The following is a 20531-nucleotide window of genomic DNA, read 5'->3' on the forward strand; positions in this document are numbered from 1 at the left end:
GATGGCAGCGCTTTTTTTATGGGCGCGAATCAGAAGCTGTAGGTGCCGGTCATGACCAGGCTGCGCGGCGCGCCCGGCTGGATCTGGAAGGCGCTGGTGGCCGAAGCGTAATACTCGCGGTCGGTGATGTTGTTCAACGCTGCACGCAGGTCCCAGTCCTTGTGCCGGTAGCCGACCAGCGCGTCCCAGCGCCCGTAGCCCGGCAACACGGTGGTGTTGGCGTTGTCGGCGTAACGCTGGCCGACCAGGGTCAGGCCGGTTTCACCGTACCAGCCCATCTCCGGTTTCCAGGTCAGGAACAGGCTGCCGTTGTGCTTGGCGACGTTGTTGACACGTTTGCCTTCCAGGCCGTTGTTGTCCTTCTCGATGGTCGCGTCCTGCACACCGACGCCACCGCGCACATACCAGTTGCCGACGATCTTGCCGGTGCCGGTCAGTTCGATCCCGCGCGAGCGCTGAAGGCCGCTGAGTGCAGTCAGGGTCGGGTCGTTCGGATCGGTGGTGCGGCGGTTGTAGAGCTCCAGTTCATAGACGGCGAGGGTGGTGCTCAGGCGATCGTCGAGCCAGTCGCTCTTGACCCCGATTTCCTTCTGCTTGGTCAGCTCCGGGCTCAGGTCGTTGCTGTTGCCGGCCGCACCCGGGGTGATCCCGATCAGACCGCCGCCGACCGGCGAGAAGGTCTTGGTCCACGACGCGTAGAACGAATGATTCTGCAACGGCGTCCAGACCACGCCGAAACGCGGGCTGGTGCTGTGGCTGTCGCGGTCTTCGGAGATGTTGCGCAGCTTGTTGGTCGACTCGATGTCGAAGGTGTCGTAGCGCAGGCCGGCCAGCAGTTGCCATTGATCGTTCAGGCGCAGTTGATCCTGAACGTAGATCGCGCGGCTTTCGACTTCGGTGTGGCTGCTGCTCGACACCTGCATGCGCCCGGTGTGGCGCAGGTCGCGGTTGGGGTTGTACAGGTCCAGCGACGGTACCGGCTGAGTGCCCCGGCCGGTGGCGGCGTTGTACAGCGTCGGATCGCGGCGCTGGCTGCCGGTTTCGACCCCGGTCAGCAGGCGATGCTCGAGACCGAAGGTGTCGAATCCACCTTCCAGTTCGACGTTGTTGTAGACGTTGCGGGTGGTCAGGTCCTGTTGCCAGTGCTGGCGGGTGACCTTATTGGTTTTCGCGTCGAAGCCGGTGAGGTAGGTGTTGTCGAAATCGCTGTCGAGCTTGAACACACCGAGGGTGTGGCGCAGTTGCCAGTTGTCGTTGAGTTCATAGCTGAGTCGCGAGCGCAGGGATTGCGTCTTGTCATCGATGAAGTCGTGATCGTTGCCGTAGGTCGTGTCCCGGCCAACGTCGGCCGGACGCCCGTTGACCCCGGGAATACCGCGATCCGGCGTGCGGTTGTAGCGGCTGTATTCGTATTGCACCAGCCAGTTCAGGTCAGGGGTTAGCTGCCAGCTCATCGACGGCGCGAACAGTTTGCGGTTGCCGCTGACGCCGTCGCGGAAGCTGTTCTCGTCCATGTTGCCCATGTTCAGGCGCAGGCTGATGTTCTCGCTCGGGTCGGCGCTGAGGTCGGCGTACAGGCTGCGCAGGTCTTCGCTGCCGCCCTGGGCCTCGATGGTCGAGCGGCGGCCGGCCTCGGGTGCCTTGCTGACGCGATTGACGATCCCGCCCTGGCTGCCACGGCCGTACAGCACGGCGGCCGGCCCCTTGAGCACTTCGACGCGTTCGATGTTGTGCAGATCGCGCTTGTACTGGCTGTCGTCGCGAATGCCGTCCAGATAGAAGTCGTTGCTGGCATCGAAACCCCGGATGCGCAGGCTGTCGAAGCGCGTGTCGCCTCCACCGCTGACGTTGGGAATCCCGCTCAGGGCGTCTTCGATGTCATTGATGCCGTAGTCCGCGACGTTGGCGGTTTTGATCGAGTCGATCGCCTGCGGCACGTAGCGCACCGGGGTGGATGTGCGGGTCGCGGTGTTGCTGACTTTTACGCGCGGGTCGTCGACCTGCGTTTCGGCACTGATCGAAGTAGCGGGAAGCTCAGTCGCGGAGTAAGCGAAACCGGAGGACAAAAAGGCGGAAAGCCCAAGCGTGACGGGCGTGAGACGGAACGGGGCAGGCATTGAAAAGCGCATCCGAAAGGGTGGAAGAATTCGAGCGCGCGAATGGTAATGCTTTGCATTTGCTTCCGTTAATTATTCCGGAAAAGTTCCGTGGTTTGATTGTGTCAATTTGTTTCTGGTCTGTTTCAAGACTGTCACGGGACTCACAACAAGCGCATTCGACCGATTGCCGAAACAGACTGAAAGCCATTCCGGCGTTTTTCCGCAACCGCCGAGGGATTAACGTGGCTGCCATCGATTTCCCGGAGTTTTCACATGACCCTTCACTACATTTACGACCCTCTGTGCGGCTGGTGCTACGGCGCCAAACCGCTGGTCCAGGCCGCACAGCAAGTGCTGCCGGTAATCGCCCACGCGGGCGGCATGATGACGGGTGCCAACCGCCAGAGCGTTTCACCGCAACTGCGCAATTATGTAATGCCTCACGACCGGCGCATTGCCGAGTACACCGGGCAGCCGTTCGGCGAAGCCTATTTCGAAGGCCTGTTGCGTGATCACACGGCGGTATTTGATTCCGCTCCGCCGATTGCCGCAGTCATGGCAGCAGAAAGCATCGATGGGCGTGGACTGGAACTGCTGGGTCGTTTGCAAACCGCACACTATGTAGAAGGCCGGCGAATTGCCGATGAGTCCGTCCTCGTGGAGTGCGCGGTAGAGATGGGCTACGAGGCGGACACGTTCCTCAAAACCCTGAAAGCGACTGACACCGATCAACACATAAAGAACAGCCGCGCACTGTTGGCGAAACTTGGTGGCCAAGGCTTCCCGACCTTTGCGCTGGAACAGGACGGCCAGTTCACCCTGATCGATATCGGCCCGTGGCTCGGCAAACCTCAGGCGTTTGCACAATGGTTGAGCGAGTCGATTCCATCGGCACCCGTCGCGCAAGCCTTGCCGGTCTGTGGCCTCGACGGTTGTGCGTGACCGGGCATCAAATCCCTGACTACAGGCATTTCCCCGCACGAAGCTTTCGAAAAATTTACTTTTATTAGACGATTTTTGCCTATTTAAAGACGATTCTTGAAATTGACACACTGTTCAGGGCGCGGCTACGATTCGGCCCAACGCCTGTGGCTAACCGCCATGACTCAAAATCAGGAGCAGGCCCGCCATGACATTGTCTTGAGCGGGCCTTTTTGTTTCGGGGTGAATAAAAGAGTGCATCAAGCGCCGTTTCAGCCGTTCGACACAGCGCGTTTCAACCCGTAATAAGGAAAACAAAATGTTGAACAAGCGGATCAGTCTGATCGCATTGGGGATGTTGAGCGCCACTCAGGCCATGGCTAACGACCAGGCCGAGTCCAAGGGTTTTGTTGAAGACAGCAGCCTCAAAGTGCTGCTGCGCAATGCCTACATCAATCGTGACTACAAAGACGGCAACAAGGACAAATCCGAGTGGGGCCAGGCGGCCATCGGTACGTTCTCGTCCGGTTTCACCCAGGGTACTGTCGGTGTCGGCGTTGACGCCTTCGGCCTGTACGCCCTGAACCTGGAGCGCAGCGAAGATCGCAGCGGTGCCGGCGGCATCGACTTCTTCAAGAAGGGCGACAGCGGAAAACCGGCAAACGATCTGTCCAAGGGCGGCGCAGCGGTGAAATTCCGCCTGTCCAACACCACCCTGACTTACGGTGACCAGATGCCGGCCCTGCCGGTGCTGAACTACGACAACTCGCGTCTGCTGCCGGAAAGCTACACCGGTACCTTGATCACTTCCAAAGAGATCAAAGGTCTGCAACTGGATGCCGGTCGTTTCACCGCCGAATCGCGCAAGAGCGCTGAAGGCCGTGACAGCGGTGGTCTGAAGTCGATCAACGTGTTGGGCGGTAGCTACCAGTTCACCGAACAGTTCAAGGCTGCGCTGTACGCTTCCGACGTCGAAGACGTGCTGAAGAAGCAATACGTGAACGCCAACTATGTGTTCCCGATCGACAAGGATCAGTCCCTGACCCTGGACTTCAACGGTTACCGCACCAAGCTGGACAACTCCTATGTCCGCGAAAACGGTGTGACCGGCGACGACAACAAGATCTGGAGCCTTGCAGCGACCTTCGCTACCGGCCCGCACTCGTTTACCGTGGCGCACCAGCGTTCCACCGGCGACAGCAACCTGGGTTACGCCTACGGCGGCTACCAGAAAGGTCAGGGTCGCGTGGGTGACGGTGGCAACACCATCTACCTGGCCAACTCCTACTGGTCGGACTTCAACGCTGAAGACGAGCGCAGCTGGCAGCTGGGCTACGGCCTGGACTTCGGCGCATTCGGCGTACCGGGTCTGAGCTACAACTTCGCGTACGTACGTGGCGACAACATCACCACGTCCACCAGCGAAGGCGGCACCGAGCGCGAAATCTTCAACCAGTTCAAGTACGTCGTGCAAAGCGGCCCGGCCAAAGACCTGAGCGTGAAAGTACGTAGCTCGATCCTGCGTGTTTCGCAGAAATCCAGCGAATACAACGTCAGCGGCAACGAGCTGCGTGTGTTCGTGGATTACCCGATCAACATCTTCTGATGATCGGTTGAACCCGCGAAAAGCGATAAAAAACCCCGACTGGTTCGGGGTTTTTTTTGACGGTTTTTCTGAAAAAAACATGAAAACCCGTGTTTTTGTCATTTGAAATGCACTTTCAGGCCGTTTCAAATCGCGTTTCAAACAGGGCTTTAAATGCCTGAAATTCTTTCTCATGGACGCAAATTCTCCACCTAATAGATTAGGCCGCTCAATGCAGCGGAGAATTTGGTAATGATCGTTTTAACCAGAGAAGTGGGCGAATCGCTACGGCGCGACAAGTACGCCAATGTGCAGGGTGCTGACTTCAATCTCTACGGTCATTTCGCCGACTTCGTCAGACTGACCAAAAGTTGGGAAAACATGGAGCCTGACAGTTACTACGGTCAGGCCGAAGCCGGCATGCGTTACCGTCGTTACAGCGACTTCGAATACAACCCCAAGACGCGCGAACTGAAGCAGCTGGAACATCGCGCCTATGTGCAGTCCAAGGAGAACAACGCCTATGTGGGGGGCGTTGTGCGGCACTTCCAGGACTTCTCGGATGAAGTCATCGAATCGCCCGTGATGCGCAGTCTGATCGACACCGATTTCGAAGTGTACAAAAGCGTGTTGCCGGAAGAGCTGCACGATGAAATCTGGCAATGCCAGATCCATCAGATCCGCATCGAGATCAAACCCGGCAAACAACTGGAAATCACGCCGGAAGGCATTCACTGCGACGGTTATCCGTTCAGCGGTGTGCACTTCTGGGGTCGCAACAATGTCGAGGGCGCCGAAAGCCGCCTGTACGACATTCACGAGCAGCAACTGGCGTCGACCACCTACCAGGAAATCCTCGACACCACTTACTTCCTCGACCGCGACATGCGCCACTACGTGACACCGGCGCGCAACACCCACTCCCATGCCATGGCGTACCGGCAGATTCTGGCGATTTCCTTCTCGCGGCCCGGGACCGCTTTCGACATTGTTCGCTAATCAGATCACCCAAATCGACGGCGTCGAATGCTCGACGCCGGTGGTGCTGCGGCGCGCGACGGCCAAGGACGCGCAGCGCATGGAGCGTTTCTTCCGCCAGTTCGACGAAGTGTCGTTCTGTGAATGGCAGGACGCCAAATGCCTGCGCGGCGTGCTGATCCAGAAAACCACCACGGCGTATCTGGCCTTCGACGTCGAAGGCGAGATCGTCGGGGCGGTGCTGGGCGGCATGCTCGGCAGTCGTGGCACCATCAACCATCTGGCGGTCAGCCTGCGCTATCGCAGCCAGGGCGTCGGCCAGCGACTGGTGGAAGCGGCGTCGGCCGACATGAAACGGGTCGGTGTGCTGCGGATGTTCCTGTTCGTCGATGATGCTAACCTCGCGGGCAAGCGTTTCTGGACTGCCCAGGGTTTCTGCGAACCTCACGGCGAACGGACATTTGAGAGGGATCTATGAATGAAACATCCGGCAGTGCGCCGCTGATGGTCGACCGTCAGCCGTCGCGCACGTTTGCCGAAGCCAGCCCGGTGGTGGCCGGTTATTTCACCGTGTCGTTCGTGTTCGGGCTGATGGCGGTCAACGCCGGGCTGCCGCTGTGGTTGCCGGTGGCAATGTGTCTGTTCGTGTATGCCGGGGCTTCGCAGTTCGCGGCGCTGGCGCTGATCAGCAGCGGTGCGTCACTGACCACCATCGTGCTGACCACGTTTCTGATCAACGCGCGGCACATGCTGATGTCGGTCTACATGGCGAAGGCCCTGCGGGCGCTGGGCCTGAGCCGCATGGAGCGCTGGTGCTACGCCGGCGGCCTGACCGATGAATCGTTTGCCTTCCACAGCGTCAAGCTGGGTACCGGGGCGCCGGTGAACATCCGTTATCTGATCGGCTTCAACCTGTTCTGCCACACCTCTTGGGTGATCGGCGGATTGCTCGGCGCCCTGTGCGCGCAGTACGCCTCGCACCTGATCAAATATCAGCTCGACTATGCGCTGACCGCGATGATGCTCTACGTGCTGGTCTCGCTGTGCAACACCCGCAACAAACTCATCGCCGCCCTGGCCGCCGTGATCTGCATGGGTGCTCTGAGCCTGGTCGGCAGCTCGCCGTTCAACGTTTTCATCGCCACGTTTGTGGGCTGCGGAGTGGGTGTATGCCTGACCAAACGTTCCTGATTCTGGTGGTCGCGCTGATGATGGCCGTGACCTTTCTGCCACGGGCGCTACCGTTGCAGGTCAACACCGAGCACTGGCCGCCCTTCGTCGCCCGGGCGCTGGAATACCTGCCGGTGGCGATCGTCGCTGCGATCAGCCTGACACCCTTGTTGATCAAGGATCAGCACATACAGCTCGACCGCCCGGAATTCTATGCAGCGATTCCGACGCTGTTATGTGCGTATTTCAGCAAAAACCTCTTTCTCAGTGTGGCGGTTGGGACGGCTGCGTACATTGCGCTCGGCTCGTTCATGTAGCGGCAGATCGACCACGTCGTTCAACGCCTGGCCGGACAGATTCGGGTTGTTCACCGCCAGGCGCACTTCGAGGAAATCCTCGAACCCGGGGAAAATCGTCAGGCCGTTCTTCTGCGCGGCCTCGCGAGAGACCATGCCGACAGCGTCCATCTGCGTGATGAGCGACAGGGTCAGCGTTTCGCTGCAGGAATAAATCGTCCGCTGGCTGTTCTCGTGATTACCCAGCCCGGCGTCGAGAAAACGCAGGAAGCTGTGGGAATACGGGCAATCTTCTGCAGGACGCACCTGAAACTTGTTGCCAAGCAACGTCAGCGGATCGTTCTCCTGACCGCAGTGCGCGCCGACTACCTGCACCTGTACTTCCGGCAGGACAATGCTCGGCAGACCCGGACGCTGCGGGCCGATCAGCACCGCGAGGTCGAAGTCTTCATTTTTCAGCTTGCTGAGATTTTCCATCGACTCGGCGTAGCTGAATTCCATCTGGTAGTCGGGGAACACATCGATCAGGCGCCCGATCAATCGGCGGTTGAAATCCGGGTCCAGCGTGGTGTTCAACGCCACTTTCAACGTGCGCTGTCCCGGCACCTTCAATGCTTCGACTTTCTCTTCCATCTGCCGCGTGGCTATCAGCACTCTGTCCATATAGGGCGTCAGCTCGGTGCCTTGCGGCGTCAGCGTCAGACCTTTGTTGGAACGGCGAAACAAGCGGAAACCGAACTGTTCTTCGACCTTGTTCAACTGCGCGGCCAGGGCCTGCACAGTCAGGCACGAATGCTCGGCTGCGGCCGACAAGGAGCCGGTCTGCACGATGCGCATCAGGTTGCGTAAGGTTCTGCTATCCATGGGTAATGCCCTCTGAAGTGGGCTGGGTATTGTTGTGTACGTGACGGCCTGAACGGCTCCATTTGCCGGCTATATTCCTGTACCTGAGCATAGTTGTCGCGCAATTAGTAGCGAATTGATGTCCCCGCCGATGGCTGGAGGCTGACACAGGATCGGGGTTTTTGGTGACGCGGGGGTGATTGGGGTCAAAAAAAGTGCACGGTTTGGGTGCGTTTGGGGGGATTTTCCAAGGGAAACGACTGACGTGAAGGGTAACTTTTGCCCGCAGTTTTTACGGATAGGTCTCAGAGATCATGGCGAATGAGCTGATATCGGTTGCCAGAGTGATCGTCTCTAATAAGTCGCTCTGGCCGGAAATAGGTAATTGCGATGGCGACTCAACGAAAACCCGAACATGTGCGAAGGCCCTCGCAGAAGACCGCCCGCGCCATGAGGGAAGCACTGCTCCTTCGCCAGTATTTTGATTCGATTGATGAGCTGCGGAAGGCACAAGGCAATGCAGAAAAAGGCATTGAGTTGCGCTGAACTGACGCGTTCGGTTGCTCAAATTCTTGTGTAGTTGCTACAGATCATTCATTACACCACCTCACAAATGAAGTACCCCACCCCTACTTTTTCCCCTCCCGGCGCACGCCTACATTGAGCTCCAACACCTGACCATCATCCCGAGGGCAGGTCACTGGAGTAGTCGTCATGCCATTTGTCAGCGTACGCATCACCCGCGACGGTGTTACCCGTGAGCAGAAAGCTCAGGTGATCGCCGAAATCACTGAAACCCTGGAACGCGTCCTCAACAAACGCCCGGACCTGACCCACATCGTGATCGAAGAAGTCGACACCGATGACTGGGGCTACGCCGGCATCACCACCACCGAATACCGCCGGCAACTGGCGGAGCGGAATCAGTCCTGACCGCGCCCGCTGTCTTGTCGATCACCATCAATCTGTTGAGGATTTCATCATGAGCCACTCGAAAAAAACCGTCGTTATCACCGGTGCTTCCCAAGGTCTGGGCGAAGGCATGGTCAAGGCCTTCCGTGAACTGGGCTACAACATCGTCGCTACTTCGCGCTCGATCAAACCGTCGAACGACCCGCAGATCCTGACCATCGCCGGCGACATCGGCGATCCGGCCACTGCTCAACGTGTCATCAGCGAAGGTTTGGCACGCTTCGGCCACATCGACACCCTGGTCAACAACGCCGGCATCTTCGTCGCCAAACCGTTCACCGCCTACACCCCGGAAGACTACGCGGCGGTGCTGTCGGTCAACCTCAACGGCTTCTTCTTCATCACCCAACTGGCTATCGCCGAAATGGAAAAACAGGGCAAGGGCCACGTGGTCAACATCACCACCAGCCTGACCGACCACGCGGTAGACGGCGTGCCCTCGGTCCTCGCCTCACTGACCAAGGGCGGCCTAAACGCCGCCACCAAATCCCTGGCCATCGAATACGCCAAACGCGGAATTCGGGTGAATGCAGTATCGCCGGGCATCATCAAGACGCCGATGCATGGCGAAGAAACCCACGCGGCAATGGGCGCGCTGCATCCGGTTGGGCACATGGGCGAGATCGACGATATTGCGCAGGCGGTGGTGTATCTCGATAACGCGAACTTTGTGACAGGTGAGATTCTGCATGTGGATGGCGGGCAGAGCGCCGGGCACTGATTGATGCGGTAACACAAAGCCCTCGCAGCGATGCGAGGGCTTTTTTGTGGGCAACAGTTTATGGGGCTGCACTCAGCACTTTGACCGCATCATCGACCAGCGCCTTGCTCAACTCCTGCAAATATTGCGAGGCACAGGCGTGGAGTTCCGGATCGTTGGCGGCAGAGGTATCCGAGGTCAGCAGTTTGGATACATGGAGCAGATGCGAGGCGTGGGAGAGGGCGGTGACGACCGGGACGCCGGGATTGGTGCGGAAGAGTGCGTGGTTGGACTGGAAGGAAAAATGGGTTAGGCCGAGGGTTTTCAGATCGTGGGGATGGGTCATGGCTTCACCTACCGTTGGCTGGTTGGTGGAAGGGGCAGACTCTGGACGGATCGATGCTAATCATTTGTGAAACTCCCTGTATCAAATGAGCGCTACCACTTCGTTCTCAGGCGAAAGGGTGGCAGCTATGCGCAGGCTGAGAAACCGGAGATACAGGAACCCGGCAGGCCCGAAAGCCTCCCACGCACAGCCGCCATTGCACGGAAATGCAGGCACAAAAAACGCCGGCAAACGTGGGTTGGTGCGCTGGTGCGCCTGCATCTTACGCGGGTTCTCAGGCCCGGTCGCTGGATTGGCAGCGACGGGTTTGACGGTAGCGTGGGGGAGGGATGTGCGCAATCGTGGCCAAGTGGTGGCGGAGGCTGGCGATGTTCCAGATGTGCGGTGCAACAGTTATGTTGCATGCGTAACAGATATGTTGCACATTCGCTCTACCGAAACAGCGAGTGATGCACATGAAGTACAGCGAGTTTCGGCGATGGTTGAAAGTCCAAGGCGTCGAGTTCCAAACCGGCAAGGGTAGTCATTTCAAGGTTTCCTTGAATGGCAAATCAACTGTCTTTCCCGACCACGGAGCCAAGGAAATCGGCGAAGGGTTGAGAAAATCGATAATCAAACAGCTGGGCCTCAAGGATTGAGGCCCAGCTGTACCCCATGAGAGGAAACGTGATGTTCGAATATGCGTTGGAAGTCCACGAGGAGCCGAGCAGTGTCTGGTTGTCCTGCGCAGAAATTCCAGAGATGCACGCCGCTGGCGACACTCTTGAGGAAGCACTCGACGGCGCCATTGATGCAATGGAGACGGCTCTGTCGATTTACGTAGATGATCGCCGGTTGATTCCGACAGGTGATGCGGGAAAGCAGGAAAGTGACGCGGTATTGCGTCTGCCTGCACTGACTGCTGCGAAGGTTGGGCTCTGGAATACGCTTTTGGAGTCTGGGGTCAGCAAGGCTGAGCTTGCACGTCGCTTGGGAGTGCAACGACCCCAGGTAGACCGGTTAGTCGATTTCCTGCATCACTCCAAGATCGAGAATGTTGAGCGTGCGTTGCAGCAGCTTGGACGCCGGATTTTGCTTTCGGTTGAGGCTGCTTAGGATTGGAGAAAAGCCCCCGACAGCGATTGTTGTCGGGGGCTTTTCATCTGGTGCCGGCACCAGGAATCGAACCCGGGACCTACTGATTACAAGTCCAACCAAAGGCTCTGAATTCATTGGGGATGCCAGTGATGCCCAACGTTTCAGGGCATATTTGGGAAATAGACGTTCAGTATTTCTGGCAGGTGTGGACATTTTGTGGACACTTTTTTGGCCTGAGATTTCACACCTTTTCCAAAAGTCTCACAGCGTGAGACAGCGTGCCTCTCTTCAGTCACAGCTGGATAGCTGAGCGGAATGCGCTACTCCGCCCTCTAGTGGTTTGCAAAAAATCACCGCATAAAGCCCGTCGGCGGGAGGGGGAAAAGTACTTTTCTTGGTTTGATTCTATCGAAGATTGATTTTTCGCACCTGCGTTGGAGCAGATCGCAATTTGAATGCAACGATCGGTTATTGGCTTTTGGGGGCTTAACATTTGCCTAGGTAACGGAGACAAGATCTGTGTACAGCTAAAGCTGCGCCCCGGAGATAATTGATCGTTGAAAGGTAGGGTAAACTGCTGCACTGGCCGGAACGGAGACCGAAGTGACTGCCTATTTTCCAGCGCTGACTATTGGTGGTCAGACTTACGATTTTTCCCATCTTGAGCCTTTCACGTTCGCGATCCCAAGCGAACTGGCCAAACGTGAGTTGCGAGTGCACGTCACATTCTCGAGCCATTGCTTCACCCAGGGCTATGATGCAGCCACACACCCCGTTGGTGAGCCGATTATTCTGGATGGTGCTAAGCGACAACGTACTTTCTGTGCGATCCGGTACCGACTTTCGCTTGTCCTACCTACGGTCATCAAAGGATTGAATAATCCCCAGGCTAAAGTCCGGGAAACAGCGGCGATGCGCAACTGGGCCTATTCCATGACCATTCAAGACCCAAGTGGGCCCTATCACGTATTTTTTGAAGTGCGTAGGGCTGCCGAGGATAAACCGCAGGATTTGAATCTGGTTGTGGAAAGCGCTTACCACCAAACCGACAAGCCGCCGAAGCTTTTCGGCAAAATGGGATTCATGCTGCTGTGCGGTAAGGTCTACATGCGTCAGCCGACCTCAACCAAGCGTTAGCGTTGAAAAACGAAAAAAGGCGCCATAAGCGCCTTTTTCGATTCGGTAAAGCAGATCCAGACACCACTTACGAATCGCCTTGCGCGATTACGGCTTTCGCCGCTGGGAAGCGCTCAATCTCATCTGGTCAGTCGCTTCGATGGAATCAATTTAGTGAACGCTGACGTATTCGTCAATGAATTCTCCGCGGATGAGGAATTAATCCGACAACCGAGAAAATTTGCAGGAAAATACGTCCGATAACGAAAAAAGGCGCCATAGGCGCCTTTTTCGATTCGGTAAAGCAGATCCAGACACCACTTGCGAATCGCCTTGCGCGATTACGGCTTTCGCCGCTGGGAAGCGCTCAATCTCATCTGGTCAGTCGCTTCGATGGGTCAAATCTAACGAAAAATGACGAATTCGTCAATGAATTCCTTGCTTGAGAGGAATTGAGCCAATTTTTCAGCAAAAAATTATGGGAAATGCTTTTCGACGTGAATCTGACAAAAAATCAGCAAATTGGGCGTTCTGGTAACGAAAACTGAAAAAATAGGACCGAAATCTCCATCGAAGCTCGAAATAGTGATGTAAGACGGTTGAATTGCAAGATTCTTCGTTTGTTGCGAACCAAAAGTCGAAAGCTATATTCATTCACCACCTCAAGGAGTCGTATCGATGAAAACCTGTACCGTGAATGGCGATATGGCCGCTGACAGCGCGGCGGATCAGTATCCAACCGTAACCTTGTGTGACGACTGCGTCGAAGCTGATAAAAAGCAGAAAGGTGATTCCCAGATCATTTCTACCGGAGCTTACGACTCAAATTATGGCGAAAGCTGTGAGTGGTGTGGCGTAGAAGCGAGTGAAGAAAAAGGCGATTGAGATGTTAACGTCGCCCTCAAGGTTGTGAACAATACTTGAGGGCGTCTCCTCGGCTCAGCCTTGCTGGTTTCCCTCTATATATATGTGCGACTGAATGCTCCTGCTGACGGATCGCTTTCAGCAGATCAACATGCTTACGGCCTGCCTTCCACTCTGCTTCAAATAATCTCAAACATTCCGTTTGTGCGATGGTAGATACTTAGGTCACGCCATCCACACCCCATTTCAGACCAATCCTATATCCCCCTCGCCTCCACCAGATATCGTCCCGCGCTTGGCTATAGCCGCGAAACCACAGCGCGTAAACGGATAAAGCATGGCGGAATTTTTACTTAAGGAAGCGTCCGGCGCATGACCGAATCACGTAAATCACTGATCAAACTGACGTTGCTGATCTCAGCATTGATCCTTGCGAATGTATTGACCCCGCACCTGGGTAAATACATAAGCCATGAAGAAATGTCGTTTATCGTGCTGACGATCGTCCCCCTTGGTGGTGCCGTCTACGCAATCAGCAACCGTAAGAAAATCAACGTTTTCGTGAAAAACTGGCCTTCCTCGCTTCTCTATACGGCAGTCGTTTTGTACGGCTGCAAGATCCTCGCGGAGAAAGCCATCAATGCCCAGACCGGAATTGAGGTTGAAAACATTCGCTATGCATCGACGATCGGGGGATTTATTTATTCCATCCCCTTCTCATTGATCCTGATTGGCTTGTCCATGTATGTGCGCATGCTTTTTGGTTCCAAACCTGTGAAAACCAACCCTGATGACGTCGAGCATTTCCCTTGGCTGAAGATCCTTTTCGTCGGATCGATACTCGGTCTGGGCGTGCTCATGCTTAAACCGGCTGACTTCGTCATGCCTTACACGGTGATCGCTGACACATCCAAGGTCACAACGTGTGGGCCGGTAGAGAAGGACGTTGTCTATGTCCGGAAGAACTCAGAAACGTGCAAACGAATACACGTAAATCCGTTTCAAGGGATATACGAATCAACGGACATGCTCAGCAAATCCGGCTAGATAGTCTGCTCCCCACTCAAAGCCCGCTCAGCTTCGGCAGAAGCGGGCTTTTTCGTGTCCAGGGTTGCGGGTGTTGGATGGATGAATAGCCCGTAGGTCGTTTCGTCGGCACGAATGGATGGTGTGGATACCGCGTGATTATACTGTTTATGCATACAGTATTTTGCGAGAGCATCCATCTATGCACCATCAAATTTCGGATACTGCACCTCCCCACCCGAACAGCCCTTCACAATGGCGGGCCATGCTGATGGATCAGCCCGCACTACTTGCCCAGCCGGGCGCACATCACAAAGCACTACTGGTCTGGGCCAACACGTTGCACCGACAAAAGCTCATCAATGGCGACGAGCTTGGTGAAATGTTGGAACTGGCAGACGGCGCATTAGCTTTTGCCATCGAGGCGATGCTCGACATCGCCAGTGACGAGTAGGGGAGAGCGATGCGCGTATTGGTCACTCCAATGAGGTCCCGGGGCGTTGCACTCGATGCCATAGCGCGGCGTCAGTATCCCGCGATCAGGGGCAATGTCATGGTCAAATCCTCGGTCTGTGAGGAACTGGGCCGAGCTGCTAACGTCGCCAGGGTAAAGGTGGGCATGCCGCTTGATCCCGACCCATTGCCGCCATTGCTCGATGCAACGCTCGCGGGGATGGCCGTGACTGGATTTGTACTGAGTGGAATTGAGTACATCGATGGTTGCGCTTACGCACAATCATGGTGGTGCAGAGAAGGCTAACCCCAAAACACGATCGACCTGAACGAAAACGGGGGCCAAATGGCCCCCGTTTTGCGCTTATACCTCCTGAATAATCCTGATCAAACGAATCGACCAATATGCAGCCTGAAACGCCCGAATCAGTTCTTCGGGAAGGTACTTCTGAATGAAGGATCGCAAGGGCGAGTTCTCCAAAGGGTTGGTGGAATTTATTCCGAAGCTAATGACGGAACAAACAGGTTTCCACTTACGCAATGACTGAACCGTAAACTAAGCTGCAAACTCATCGGAGTAGTTAATTAACGAATTAACGAATTAACGAATTAACGAATTAACGCACGGTTGACGGACCGGTCACTTGGCCATACCCTTCGAATTGCGAGTAAGAATGCTGTATGGCTGTAAGTGGAAACTGGAGATTACCACAGGAATTCCTCAGGGAATCAACCTGAAAAAATCTGCCCCGAGGCCCGCCATTGTGCGGGTCTTGTCGTTTCTGGAGGGCTGGGCCACCATCGTTGATAGCACACCCCCCGACAAATGGCGGGTTTGCGCAGGTTGGCTGCTCAATCCGACGAAAAATGGTCAACACAATACAACACTATTGTGTATCACTAAACCATGAAGCCTTTCCGACGAGCGGTAGTTTGGTGTGCGAAGTATGTTTCACCTGTGGTAAAAGTTTTGCGCTACACGCAAAAAGTGATATCGGAAAAAACCACCTAGCCAACTTCTTACTCTGTTTGTAGAGTGGCATTTGGCTATTTAGCGAGTGGCTGGATGAAGTTTTACTATATACCGTAAAAAGCAAACTTTTAACTGAGCAAAACGTATGGTCGACGCTCTCTTTTTAGAGAGTGGACAGAAAAGGTGACAGATCTATTTTTCACTGTCCGCGTTGCGCTTCGACAGAGGAGCGAGCGCGTAGTGCTGATGGTCGGCGCACAAACCTCTCCCATTGCAGTGAGAGTTTTTCCCAAACCCCAGAAACAACAAAGCCCCTGCATTTCTGCAGGGGCTTCGTTTTGTATGGTGCCGGCACCAGGAATCGAACCCGGGACCTACTGATTACAAGTCAGTTGCTCTACCATCTGAGCTATACCGGCGTGTGGGCGACGATTATAGCGACTGGGTTGGTTCTGTAAACCCCTGAATTCTGACTATTTTTGCGCGGGCGTCGATCAGGCTCGGCGCAGGACGTTGCGCAGTTTCTGGAGCGCTCGCCAGGTGCGGTTGTTCTGGAGGGCGCGCAGTTGGGCTTCGGCGTGTTCGGCGCGTTGCGTGGCGGCGCTGATTTGCGCCAGGGCGTCGGCTTCGCCGGGGCTGACGGGGTGGGCGAAGGGGTGGCCGAGGCACAGCTGGAAGTTGTCGAGCTGGCACGGCGGCATGTCGAAGGCGGGTTTGAGGTTCAGGTGTTCGTCGGCCAGGAAATAGCTGTTGAGACCGTCGAAGCAAACGTTGGTGTAACCCGCGTCGGTGATCAGGTGTTCCCAGGTGTGGTCGCGTTCGAACGGGGTTTCGATGAGGATGATCCACGGGCGGAAGCGGTTGAAGTCCATGCCGCGCAGCACGGTTTCCTCGTGGCCTTCGACGTCGATTTTCAGGAAGTGGATTTCGCGTCCGGCGGCGTGTTCTTCGCAGATCGAGGTCAGGGTGCGGGCCTTGACGGTGAGGCTGCGCACATCGAGGCCGAGGTCGCGACGCTCCTGGGCGGTGACCGGGTCGGCGGTGGACAGGCCGGTGCCGGGAATGCCGTAGAAGGTCACTTCGCCGGGTTCATCGCTGGCGATGCATTGCAGCGTGGTGTCGCGGGGGCGTTGCTGGCGTAGGGCGTCGTGGAAGTTCTGCATCGGCTCGACGTTGATGCCGCTCCAGCCGCGATCATAGAACGCCTTGGTCACCGAATCGTGGATCGGGTCGTTGGCGCCGACATCTACATAGAAGCCGTTCTCGAAGAATTTAAGGGCGCGCCACAGGCGGATGTCTTCGAAATTCTGTGCGTAAGAGATGAACGTCACGGTCGCTCCCTGTCGGTCAGGTTCTTCTTGTTCGTGCGTGCGCTGCCGGCACGGTGTGAGCCTGTATAGCAAGGGTGGTTGGTCGGTGCAATTTTCTGCTCCTCCCGTCCGCGATTCGGCGGTTATGTCCTTTTGCTTGGGGGCTTATGCACAACGGGCTTTGAAGAGGGCGGGCTTAGAGTGGATTTTGTGGACGGGTTCTCATTTGATGCGCAAATCCCTGTTTTACCGGTTTTTTATTTGTGTGAACAAAAAATGACCAAGGCTGTTAATGGCTTGAAACAGGCGTGGATATTGGATCCACGAGAAATCCATCAACAGAGTTATCCACAGGCTGTAAAGATTTAAGCGCGTTCCGCCAGCAGCAGGAAATTGCGCGGTGTGAGCGGCGCTTCGCAGAAGGTGCCGAGACGTACGACGTATCCCTGTTCGGTGAGGAAAAGTGCCCGATCAAGGTTCAGCCAAAGCTCCAGCGGGCGTCGGAACAGTCCGCGCAGCAATTCCAGGTTGCGAACTTCGGCCAACCGCTGCCAACCGGCGGCTTCCAGTGCTACCCAATCTGGCGAGCCGACTGTGGATAACTCTTTAAGCGCCGCCAGATCACGACAGTAATCGGCGAACGGTTTTTCCAGCCATGCGCTCGGCAGGGAAGGTGTCGGCAGGTATTCGTCGATGCCGCGCACTTGCCGTTGCAACAGGTCGAAGGCCAGGCGGCGGGCCATGGAGGTGTCGCGTTGACGTCGGACGCGGGCGCCGGCGGTGACGGTTTCGCTCATCGGCAGGGACAGATCTTCCAGTGAGAGCTGTAGGGCAGAGCGCGAGCCGACGCAGGACAACGCCTGATACTCAGTACGACTGATCCGGTTGTAGCAGCACGGTGCGATCGCCAGTTGCCGACAGCCAGCGGCGGAGGCCAATTGCATCAGCCGCACATGTAGATCACCGCAAGCATGCAGGGCGACAGGTGTGTGCTCGTCGTTCAGCAATAAAGCAGTGTTCGCCGCGAGCACATCCTGCTCGACATGCAGCGCATGCAGGTGATGCCGCTGACTCAACGCCTGACCGCTGGCAACCAGCGCCGGGTCATATTCCAGACAGGTGAGTTGCTGGTCGGCACCGAGCAGGCGCCGCCCCAAATGGCCTTTGCCCGAGCACCAATCCAGCCAGTGCTTCGGTTGCGAGGCAAACGACAGGCGGCTGGCGAACGCCTCGATCTGCTTCCATTTGCGCCCCGGCACATCGACATTCAGGCGATGGCCGGCAGCGTCCAGCGAATGCGCAGGCAAGTCACCCACCGCACTCAGCTCAAGCGACAACGCCGCCAATGAAGCAAAGGGCTCCGGCGCACTCAAGAGTTCGGCAGGATTGTTGTGGGCGTTTTCCGCTTCTTCCAGCGAGCGACCGCGTAGCCATGCGGACAGCTCCGGGCAGGACGCTTCCCAGGGGAGTTGCAGATGAGTAAACGGGCGAGGCTTCCACAGCGCCTGATGTGCTGTGAGAAATGTATCCAGTGCCGTGAAACGGGCGAGTAGGGCCTCGCCCGTCAGCACGTAAGAAGAATCAGCGTCCCTGGCACGCATCGACGCGCAGCCAGCGTTCCAGCAATTTGAAACCGCGAACCAGCACGTAGGCCATCACCAGGTAGAACAAGCCGGCAGCGAAGAAGATCTCCACCGGCAGGTAAGTACGGGCAATGATCGTGCGGGCCATGCCGGTCAGTTCCAACAAGGTCACGGTGCTGGCCAGGGCGCTGGCCTTGAGCATGAGGATCACTTCGTTGCTGTAGGCCGGCAGACCGATGCGCGCAGCGCGCGGCAAGATGATGTAGAACAGCGCTTTCGGCCGGGACATGCCCAGCGCCCGCGCCGCTTCGATTTCACCCGGCGGAATCGCCTGGATCGCGCCGCGCAGGATCTCGGCGATGTAGGCGGCGGTGTGCAGGGTCATGGTCGCGGTCGCGCACCAGAACGGATCGCGCAGGTATGGCCACAGCGCGCTGCTGCGCACCGCGTCGAACTGCGCCAGGCCGTAATAGACCAGGAACAGTTGAACCAGCAACGGTGTACCACGGAAAAAGAAGATGTAGGCGTAGGGCAGCGAGCGCACATACCACAGCTTCGAGGAGCGGGCGATGCCCAGCGGAATTGCCAGCAGCAGACCGGCGATGACTGCGATGGCCACCAGTTCCAGAGTCAGGGTCGCGCCCTGCGCCAGTTTCGGCAGCCACTTGATGATGACTTCCCAGTTCATTGAGCGCTCCTCGCGAAGCCGCGGGCGGCGCGTTTTTCCAGGAAGTGCATGCCGGTCATCGCCAGTACCGTCAGGCACAGGTACATGAGGGCAGCGACCATATAAAAGGTGAACGGCTGTTTGGACACGGTCACGCCGATCTGTGCGTGACGCATGATTTCTTCCAGGCCGATGACCGACACCAGCGCGGTGTCCTTCATCAGGATCATGAACAGGTTACCCAGACCGGGCAGGGCGATGCGCCACATCTGCGGCATGATCAGCTTGGTGAAGATCCGCCATTTCGACAGGCCCAGGGCCACGCCAGCCTCACGGTGGCCCTTGGGAATGGCGAGGATCGCGCCGCGGAACACTTCCGTGGCGTAAGCGCCGAAGCACAGGCCCAGCGCGATGACACCGGCGGCGAAGGCGCTGAGTTCCAGTTCGGGATTACCGAAGAACTCTCCGAGCGCACGCATGGCGTTGACCGTACCGAAGTAGATCAACAGCACCCAGAGCAATTCCGGGACGCCGCGCACCAGGGTCGAATAAGTGCCGCCAAGCCATTGCAGCGGCTTGTACGGGGAAGTCTTGGCCAGGGCGCCGAGCAGACCGAGCACCAGCCCGAGGCACAGGGCCGTGAGTGCCAGTTTGACGGTCATCAGCGCGCCGGCGGCGAGCGCCGGGCCGAATCCGTAGAGGTCGATAATCATGGATTTCTTTTCAAATCGCGGCAGGCAAGGCCGGGAGCCTGCACCGTCGGATCACGGCGCAGGTCCCGCACGTCAGGATCAGTAGATGCTGAACGGGAAGTACTTGTCGTTGATCTTCTTGTAGGTACCGTCGGCGACGATTTCCTTCAGTGCGGCGTTCAGCTTCTCACGCAGCGGGTCACCTTTGCGCACGGCGATGCCGATCTTGTCGCTTTCCACGACCGGGTCGCCCTTGAACTCGTAGTTCTTGCCGGCGTCGGTTTTCAGCCAGTCATAGTTGGCGTACTTGTCGGCGAGGATGGCGTCGACACGACCGGAAGTCAGGTCGAGGTAGGCGTTTTCCTGAGTGTCATACAGTTTGACCTGGATATCGCTACCGTAAGTGTCTTCAAGCCAGGTGCCGGCCAGGGTCGCGCGTTGCGTACCGATGATCTTGCCTTTGAGCGCGTCCTTGTCGGTTTTGAAGTCGACGTTTTTCGGCGCGATGAACTGCAGCTTGTTCGAGTAGTACGGGTCGGTGAAGTCCACCGCGCCCTTGCGCTCGTCGGTGATCGACAGCGAGGAAATCAGAAAGTCGAACTTCTTGGCGTTCAGGGCCGGGATGATGCCGTCCCAGTCGGAAGTCACGACGCTGCACTCGACTTTCATCTTGGCGCACAGGGCGTCGCCGATGTCTTTGTCGAAGCCAACAACCTGGCCGCTGGCGTCTTTATTGTTGAACGGCGGGTAAGCGGCTTCGATGCCCATCTTCAGGGTCTCGGCCATGGCGCCGGCGCTGAACGCCAGGGAGACGGCGGCGGCCAGGAAGACCTTTTTGTAGTTCTGCATGCGGGTAGCTC

23 protein-coding genes and 1 tRNA gene are annotated in these 20531 nt (G+C 57.0%); 15 read left to right on the forward strand and 9 right to left on the reverse strand.

The genetic code is table 11. From position 1 onward, the window contains the following. Positions 1-29 precede the first annotated feature (29 nt). Positions 30-2117 carry a TonB-dependent receptor gene (locus M5B98_RS23620; protein ID WP_248744153.1) on the reverse strand — a complete coding sequence of 696 codons (2088 nt, stop codon included), beginning with the start codon at positions 2115-2117 and terminating at the stop codon, positions 30-32. A 255-nt stretch (positions 2118-2372) separates the two neighbouring features. On the opposite strand from M5B98_RS23620, the gene M5B98_RS23625 reads away from it, so the two are divergent. The 6 genes from M5B98_RS23625 (at position 2373) to M5B98_RS23650 (ending at position 7070) form a co-directional block, all read left to right on the forward strand. Continuing rightward, positions 2373-3041 carry a DsbA family protein gene (locus M5B98_RS23625; protein ID WP_248744154.1) on the forward strand — a complete coding sequence of 223 codons (669 nt, stop codon included), beginning with the start codon at positions 2373-2375 and terminating at the stop codon, positions 3039-3041. Between the two features lie 298 nt (positions 3042-3339). After that, positions 3340-4626, forward strand: a complete 1287-nt coding sequence (locus M5B98_RS23630; RefSeq protein WP_085733304.1) for an OprD family porin — start codon at positions 3340-3342, stop codon at positions 4624-4626. Between the two features lie 231 nt (positions 4627-4857). Beyond that, positions 4858-5604: a 2OG-Fe dioxygenase family protein gene (locus tag M5B98_RS23635; protein WP_114881035.1), complete on the forward strand. Its 747-nt coding sequence runs from the start codon at positions 4858-4860 to the stop codon at positions 5602-5604. Between the two features lie 79 nt (positions 5605-5683). Next, positions 5684-6061, forward strand: coding sequence for a GNAT family N-acetyltransferase (locus tag M5B98_RS23640; RefSeq protein WP_007952618.1), 378 nt, complete (start codon positions 5684-5686; stop codon positions 6059-6061). Then, positions 6058-6774: an AzlC family ABC transporter permease gene (locus M5B98_RS23645; protein WP_248744155.1), complete on the forward strand. Its 717-nt coding sequence runs from the start codon at positions 6058-6060 to the stop codon at positions 6772-6774. Before M5B98_RS23640 ends, M5B98_RS23645 begins: the two co-directional genes overlap by 4 nt. After that, complete coding sequence (locus M5B98_RS23650; RefSeq protein ID WP_007952614.1) at positions 6753-7070, forward strand: AzlD domain-containing protein; 318 nt, start codon at positions 6753-6755, stop codon at positions 7068-7070. The genes M5B98_RS23645 and M5B98_RS23650 overlap by 22 nt, the downstream gene beginning before the upstream one ends. Here M5B98_RS23650 and M5B98_RS23655 read toward each other — a convergent pair. Next, positions 6987-7913 (reverse strand): LysR family transcriptional regulator, encoded by a 927-nt coding sequence (locus M5B98_RS23655; RefSeq protein ID WP_248744156.1) that lies wholly within the window; start codon positions 7911-7913, stop codon positions 6987-6989. The genes M5B98_RS23650 and M5B98_RS23655 overlap by 84 nt on opposite strands. A 693-nt stretch (positions 7914-8606) precedes the next feature. Here M5B98_RS23655 and M5B98_RS23660 point away from each other — a divergent pair. Together M5B98_RS23660 and M5B98_RS23665 are read left to right on the forward strand one after the other, a co-directional pair. Further along, positions 8607-8825, forward strand: coding sequence for a tautomerase family protein (locus M5B98_RS23660; RefSeq protein WP_248744157.1), 219 nt, complete (start codon positions 8607-8609; stop codon positions 8823-8825). 49 nt (positions 8826-8874) lie between these two features. After that, complete coding sequence (locus M5B98_RS23665) at positions 8875-9585, forward strand: SDR family NAD(P)-dependent oxidoreductase (protein WP_248744158.1); 711 nt, start codon at positions 8875-8877, stop codon at positions 9583-9585. A 58-nt stretch (positions 9586-9643) separates the two neighbouring features. Here the strand turns inward: M5B98_RS23665 and M5B98_RS23670 are convergent, their stop codons facing one another. Continuing rightward, a complete protein-coding gene (locus tag M5B98_RS23670; RefSeq protein ID WP_248744159.1) occupies positions 9644-9910 on the reverse strand; it encodes a DUF3077 domain-containing protein in 267 nt (88 codons plus the stop codon). Between the two features lie 455 nt (positions 9911-10365). On the opposite strand from M5B98_RS23670, the gene M5B98_RS23675 reads away from it, so the two are divergent. The 7 genes from M5B98_RS23675 (at position 10366) to M5B98_RS23705 (ending at position 14753) form a co-directional block, all read left to right on the forward strand. Continuing rightward, the gene (locus M5B98_RS23675; protein WP_248744160.1) at positions 10366-10548 is read left to right on the forward strand and encodes a type II toxin-antitoxin system HicA family toxin; all 183 of its coding nucleotides are present in this window, start codon (positions 10366-10368) and stop codon (positions 10546-10548) included. A 31-nt stretch (positions 10549-10579) separates the two neighbouring features. Further along, the gene (locus tag M5B98_RS23680) at positions 10580-11005 is read left to right on the forward strand and encodes a type II toxin-antitoxin system HicB family antitoxin (protein WP_248744161.1); all 426 of its coding nucleotides are present in this window, start codon (positions 10580-10582) and stop codon (positions 11003-11005) included. A 585-nt stretch (positions 11006-11590) separates the two neighbouring features. Beyond that, the gene (locus M5B98_RS23685; protein WP_248744162.1) at positions 11591-12124 is read left to right on the forward strand and encodes a hypothetical protein; all 534 of its coding nucleotides are present in this window, start codon (positions 11591-11593) and stop codon (positions 12122-12124) included. 657 nt (positions 12125-12781) lie between these two features. Beyond that, the gene (locus M5B98_RS23690) at positions 12782-12988 is read left to right on the forward strand and encodes a hypothetical protein (protein ID WP_248744163.1); all 207 of its coding nucleotides are present in this window, start codon (positions 12782-12784) and stop codon (positions 12986-12988) included. Between the two features lie 351 nt (positions 12989-13339). After that, positions 13340-14014 carry a hypothetical protein gene (locus M5B98_RS23695; RefSeq protein WP_248744164.1) on the forward strand — a complete coding sequence of 225 codons (675 nt, stop codon included), beginning with the start codon at positions 13340-13342 and terminating at the stop codon, positions 14012-14014. A 181-nt stretch (positions 14015-14195) separates the two neighbouring features. Continuing rightward, complete coding sequence (locus tag M5B98_RS23700) at positions 14196-14447, forward strand: hypothetical protein (protein ID WP_248744165.1); 252 nt, start codon at positions 14196-14198, stop codon at positions 14445-14447. Positions 14448-14456: 9 nt separating this feature from the next. After that, positions 14457-14753: a hypothetical protein gene (locus M5B98_RS23705; RefSeq protein ID WP_248744166.1), complete on the forward strand. Its 297-nt coding sequence runs from the start codon at positions 14457-14459 to the stop codon at positions 14751-14753. Between the two features lie 1009 nt (positions 14754-15762). On the opposite strand, the gene M5B98_RS23710 is transcribed toward M5B98_RS23705, so the two are convergent. The 6 genes from M5B98_RS23710 to M5B98_RS23735 all read right to left on the reverse strand — a co-directional run bounded on the left by M5B98_RS23710 (position 15763) and on the right by M5B98_RS23735 (position 20520). Next, positions 15763-15838, reverse strand: a tRNA-Thr gene (locus tag M5B98_RS23710). A 75-nt stretch (positions 15839-15913) separates the two neighbouring features. Then, positions 15914-16750: an FkbM family methyltransferase gene (locus M5B98_RS23715; RefSeq protein WP_248744167.1), complete on the reverse strand. Its 837-nt coding sequence runs from the start codon at positions 16748-16750 to the stop codon at positions 15914-15916. A 344-nt stretch (positions 16751-17094) separates the two neighbouring features. Further along, a complete protein-coding gene (locus tag M5B98_RS23720) occupies positions 17095-18330 on the reverse strand; it encodes a methyltransferase (protein WP_248744168.1) in 1236 nt (411 codons plus the stop codon). Continuing rightward, the gene (locus M5B98_RS23725; RefSeq protein ID WP_085712748.1) at positions 18311-19000 is read right to left on the reverse strand and encodes an ABC transporter permease; all 690 of its coding nucleotides are present in this window, start codon (positions 18998-19000) and stop codon (positions 18311-18313) included. The genes M5B98_RS23720 and M5B98_RS23725 overlap by 20 nt, the downstream gene beginning before the upstream one ends. Further along, positions 18997-19692: an ABC transporter permease gene (locus M5B98_RS23730; RefSeq protein WP_085712749.1), complete on the reverse strand. Its 696-nt coding sequence runs from the start codon at positions 19690-19692 to the stop codon at positions 18997-18999. Before M5B98_RS23730 ends, M5B98_RS23725 begins: the two co-directional genes overlap by 4 nt. A gap of 78 nt (positions 19693-19770) precedes the next feature. Further along, positions 19771-20520, reverse strand: a complete 750-nt coding sequence (locus M5B98_RS23735; protein WP_085712750.1) for an ABC transporter substrate-binding protein — start codon at positions 20518-20520, stop codon at positions 19771-19773. Between the last annotated feature and the right edge of the window lie 11 nt (positions 20521-20531).

The sequence above is a fragment of the Pseudomonas sp. MWU12-3088 genome, assembly GCF_023242405.1.
GTDB lineage: Bacteria > Pseudomonadota > Gammaproteobacteria > Pseudomonadales > Pseudomonadaceae > Aquipseudomonas > Aquipseudomonas kribbensis.

What these genes read in the sequence shown, in the direction of transcription:
- M5B98_RS23620 (WP_248744153.1), bottom strand. Translation starts at nt 2,117, where the DNA reads ATGCCTGCCCCGTTCCGTCTCACGCCCGTCACGCTTGGGCTTTCCGCC.
- M5B98_RS23625 (WP_248744154.1), top strand. Translation starts at nt 2,373, where the DNA reads ATGACCCTTCACTACATTTACGACCCTCTGTGCGGCTGGTGCTACGGC.
- M5B98_RS23630 (WP_085733304.1), top strand. Translation starts at nt 3,340, where the DNA reads ATGTTGAACAAGCGGATCAGTCTGATCGCATTGGGGATGTTGAGCGCC.
- M5B98_RS23635 (WP_114881035.1), top strand. Translation starts at nt 4,858, where the DNA reads ATGATCGTTTTAACCAGAGAAGTGGGCGAATCGCTACGGCGCGACAAG.
- M5B98_RS23640 (WP_007952618.1), top strand. Translation starts at nt 5,684, where the DNA reads ATGGAGCGTTTCTTCCGCCAGTTCGACGAAGTGTCGTTCTGTGAATGG.
- M5B98_RS23645 (WP_248744155.1), top strand. Translation starts at nt 6,058, where the DNA reads ATGAATGAAACATCCGGCAGTGCGCCGCTGATGGTCGACCGTCAGCCG.
- M5B98_RS23650 (WP_007952614.1), top strand. Translation starts at nt 6,753, where the DNA reads ATGCCTGACCAAACGTTCCTGATTCTGGTGGTCGCGCTGATGATGGCC.
- M5B98_RS23655 (WP_248744156.1), bottom strand. Translation starts at nt 7,913, where the DNA reads ATGGATAGCAGAACCTTACGCAACCTGATGCGCATCGTGCAGACCGGC.
- M5B98_RS23660 (WP_248744157.1), top strand. Translation starts at nt 8,607, where the DNA reads ATGCCATTTGTCAGCGTACGCATCACCCGCGACGGTGTTACCCGTGAG.
- M5B98_RS23665 (WP_248744158.1), top strand. Translation starts at nt 8,875, where the DNA reads ATGAGCCACTCGAAAAAAACCGTCGTTATCACCGGTGCTTCCCAAGGT.
- M5B98_RS23670 (WP_248744159.1), bottom strand. Translation starts at nt 9,910, where the DNA reads ATGACCCATCCCCACGATCTGAAAACCCTCGGCCTAACCCATTTTTCC.
- M5B98_RS23675 (WP_248744160.1), top strand. Translation starts at nt 10,366, where the DNA reads ATGAAGTACAGCGAGTTTCGGCGATGGTTGAAAGTCCAAGGCGTCGAG.
- M5B98_RS23680 (WP_248744161.1), top strand. Translation starts at nt 10,580, where the DNA reads ATGTTCGAATATGCGTTGGAAGTCCACGAGGAGCCGAGCAGTGTCTGG.
- M5B98_RS23690 (WP_248744163.1), top strand. Translation starts at nt 12,782, where the DNA reads ATGAAAACCTGTACCGTGAATGGCGATATGGCCGCTGACAGCGCGGCG.
- M5B98_RS23695 (WP_248744164.1), top strand. Translation starts at nt 13,340, where the DNA reads ATGACCGAATCACGTAAATCACTGATCAAACTGACGTTGCTGATCTCA.
- M5B98_RS23700 (WP_248744165.1), top strand. Translation starts at nt 14,196, where the DNA reads ATGCACCATCAAATTTCGGATACTGCACCTCCCCACCCGAACAGCCCT.
- M5B98_RS23705 (WP_248744166.1), top strand. Translation starts at nt 14,457, where the DNA reads ATGCGCGTATTGGTCACTCCAATGAGGTCCCGGGGCGTTGCACTCGAT.
- M5B98_RS23720 (WP_248744168.1), bottom strand. Translation starts at nt 18,330, where the DNA reads ATGCGTGCCAGGGACGCTGATTCTTCTTACGTGCTGACGGGCGAGGCC.
- M5B98_RS23725 (WP_085712748.1), bottom strand. Translation starts at nt 19,000, where the DNA reads ATGAACTGGGAAGTCATCATCAAGTGGCTGCCGAAACTGGCGCAGGGC.
- M5B98_RS23730 (WP_085712749.1), bottom strand. Translation starts at nt 19,692, where the DNA reads ATGATTATCGACCTCTACGGATTCGGCCCGGCGCTCGCCGCCGGCGCG.
- M5B98_RS23735 (WP_085712750.1), bottom strand. Translation starts at nt 20,520, where the DNA reads ATGCAGAACTACAAAAAGGTCTTCCTGGCCGCCGCCGTCTCCCTGGCG.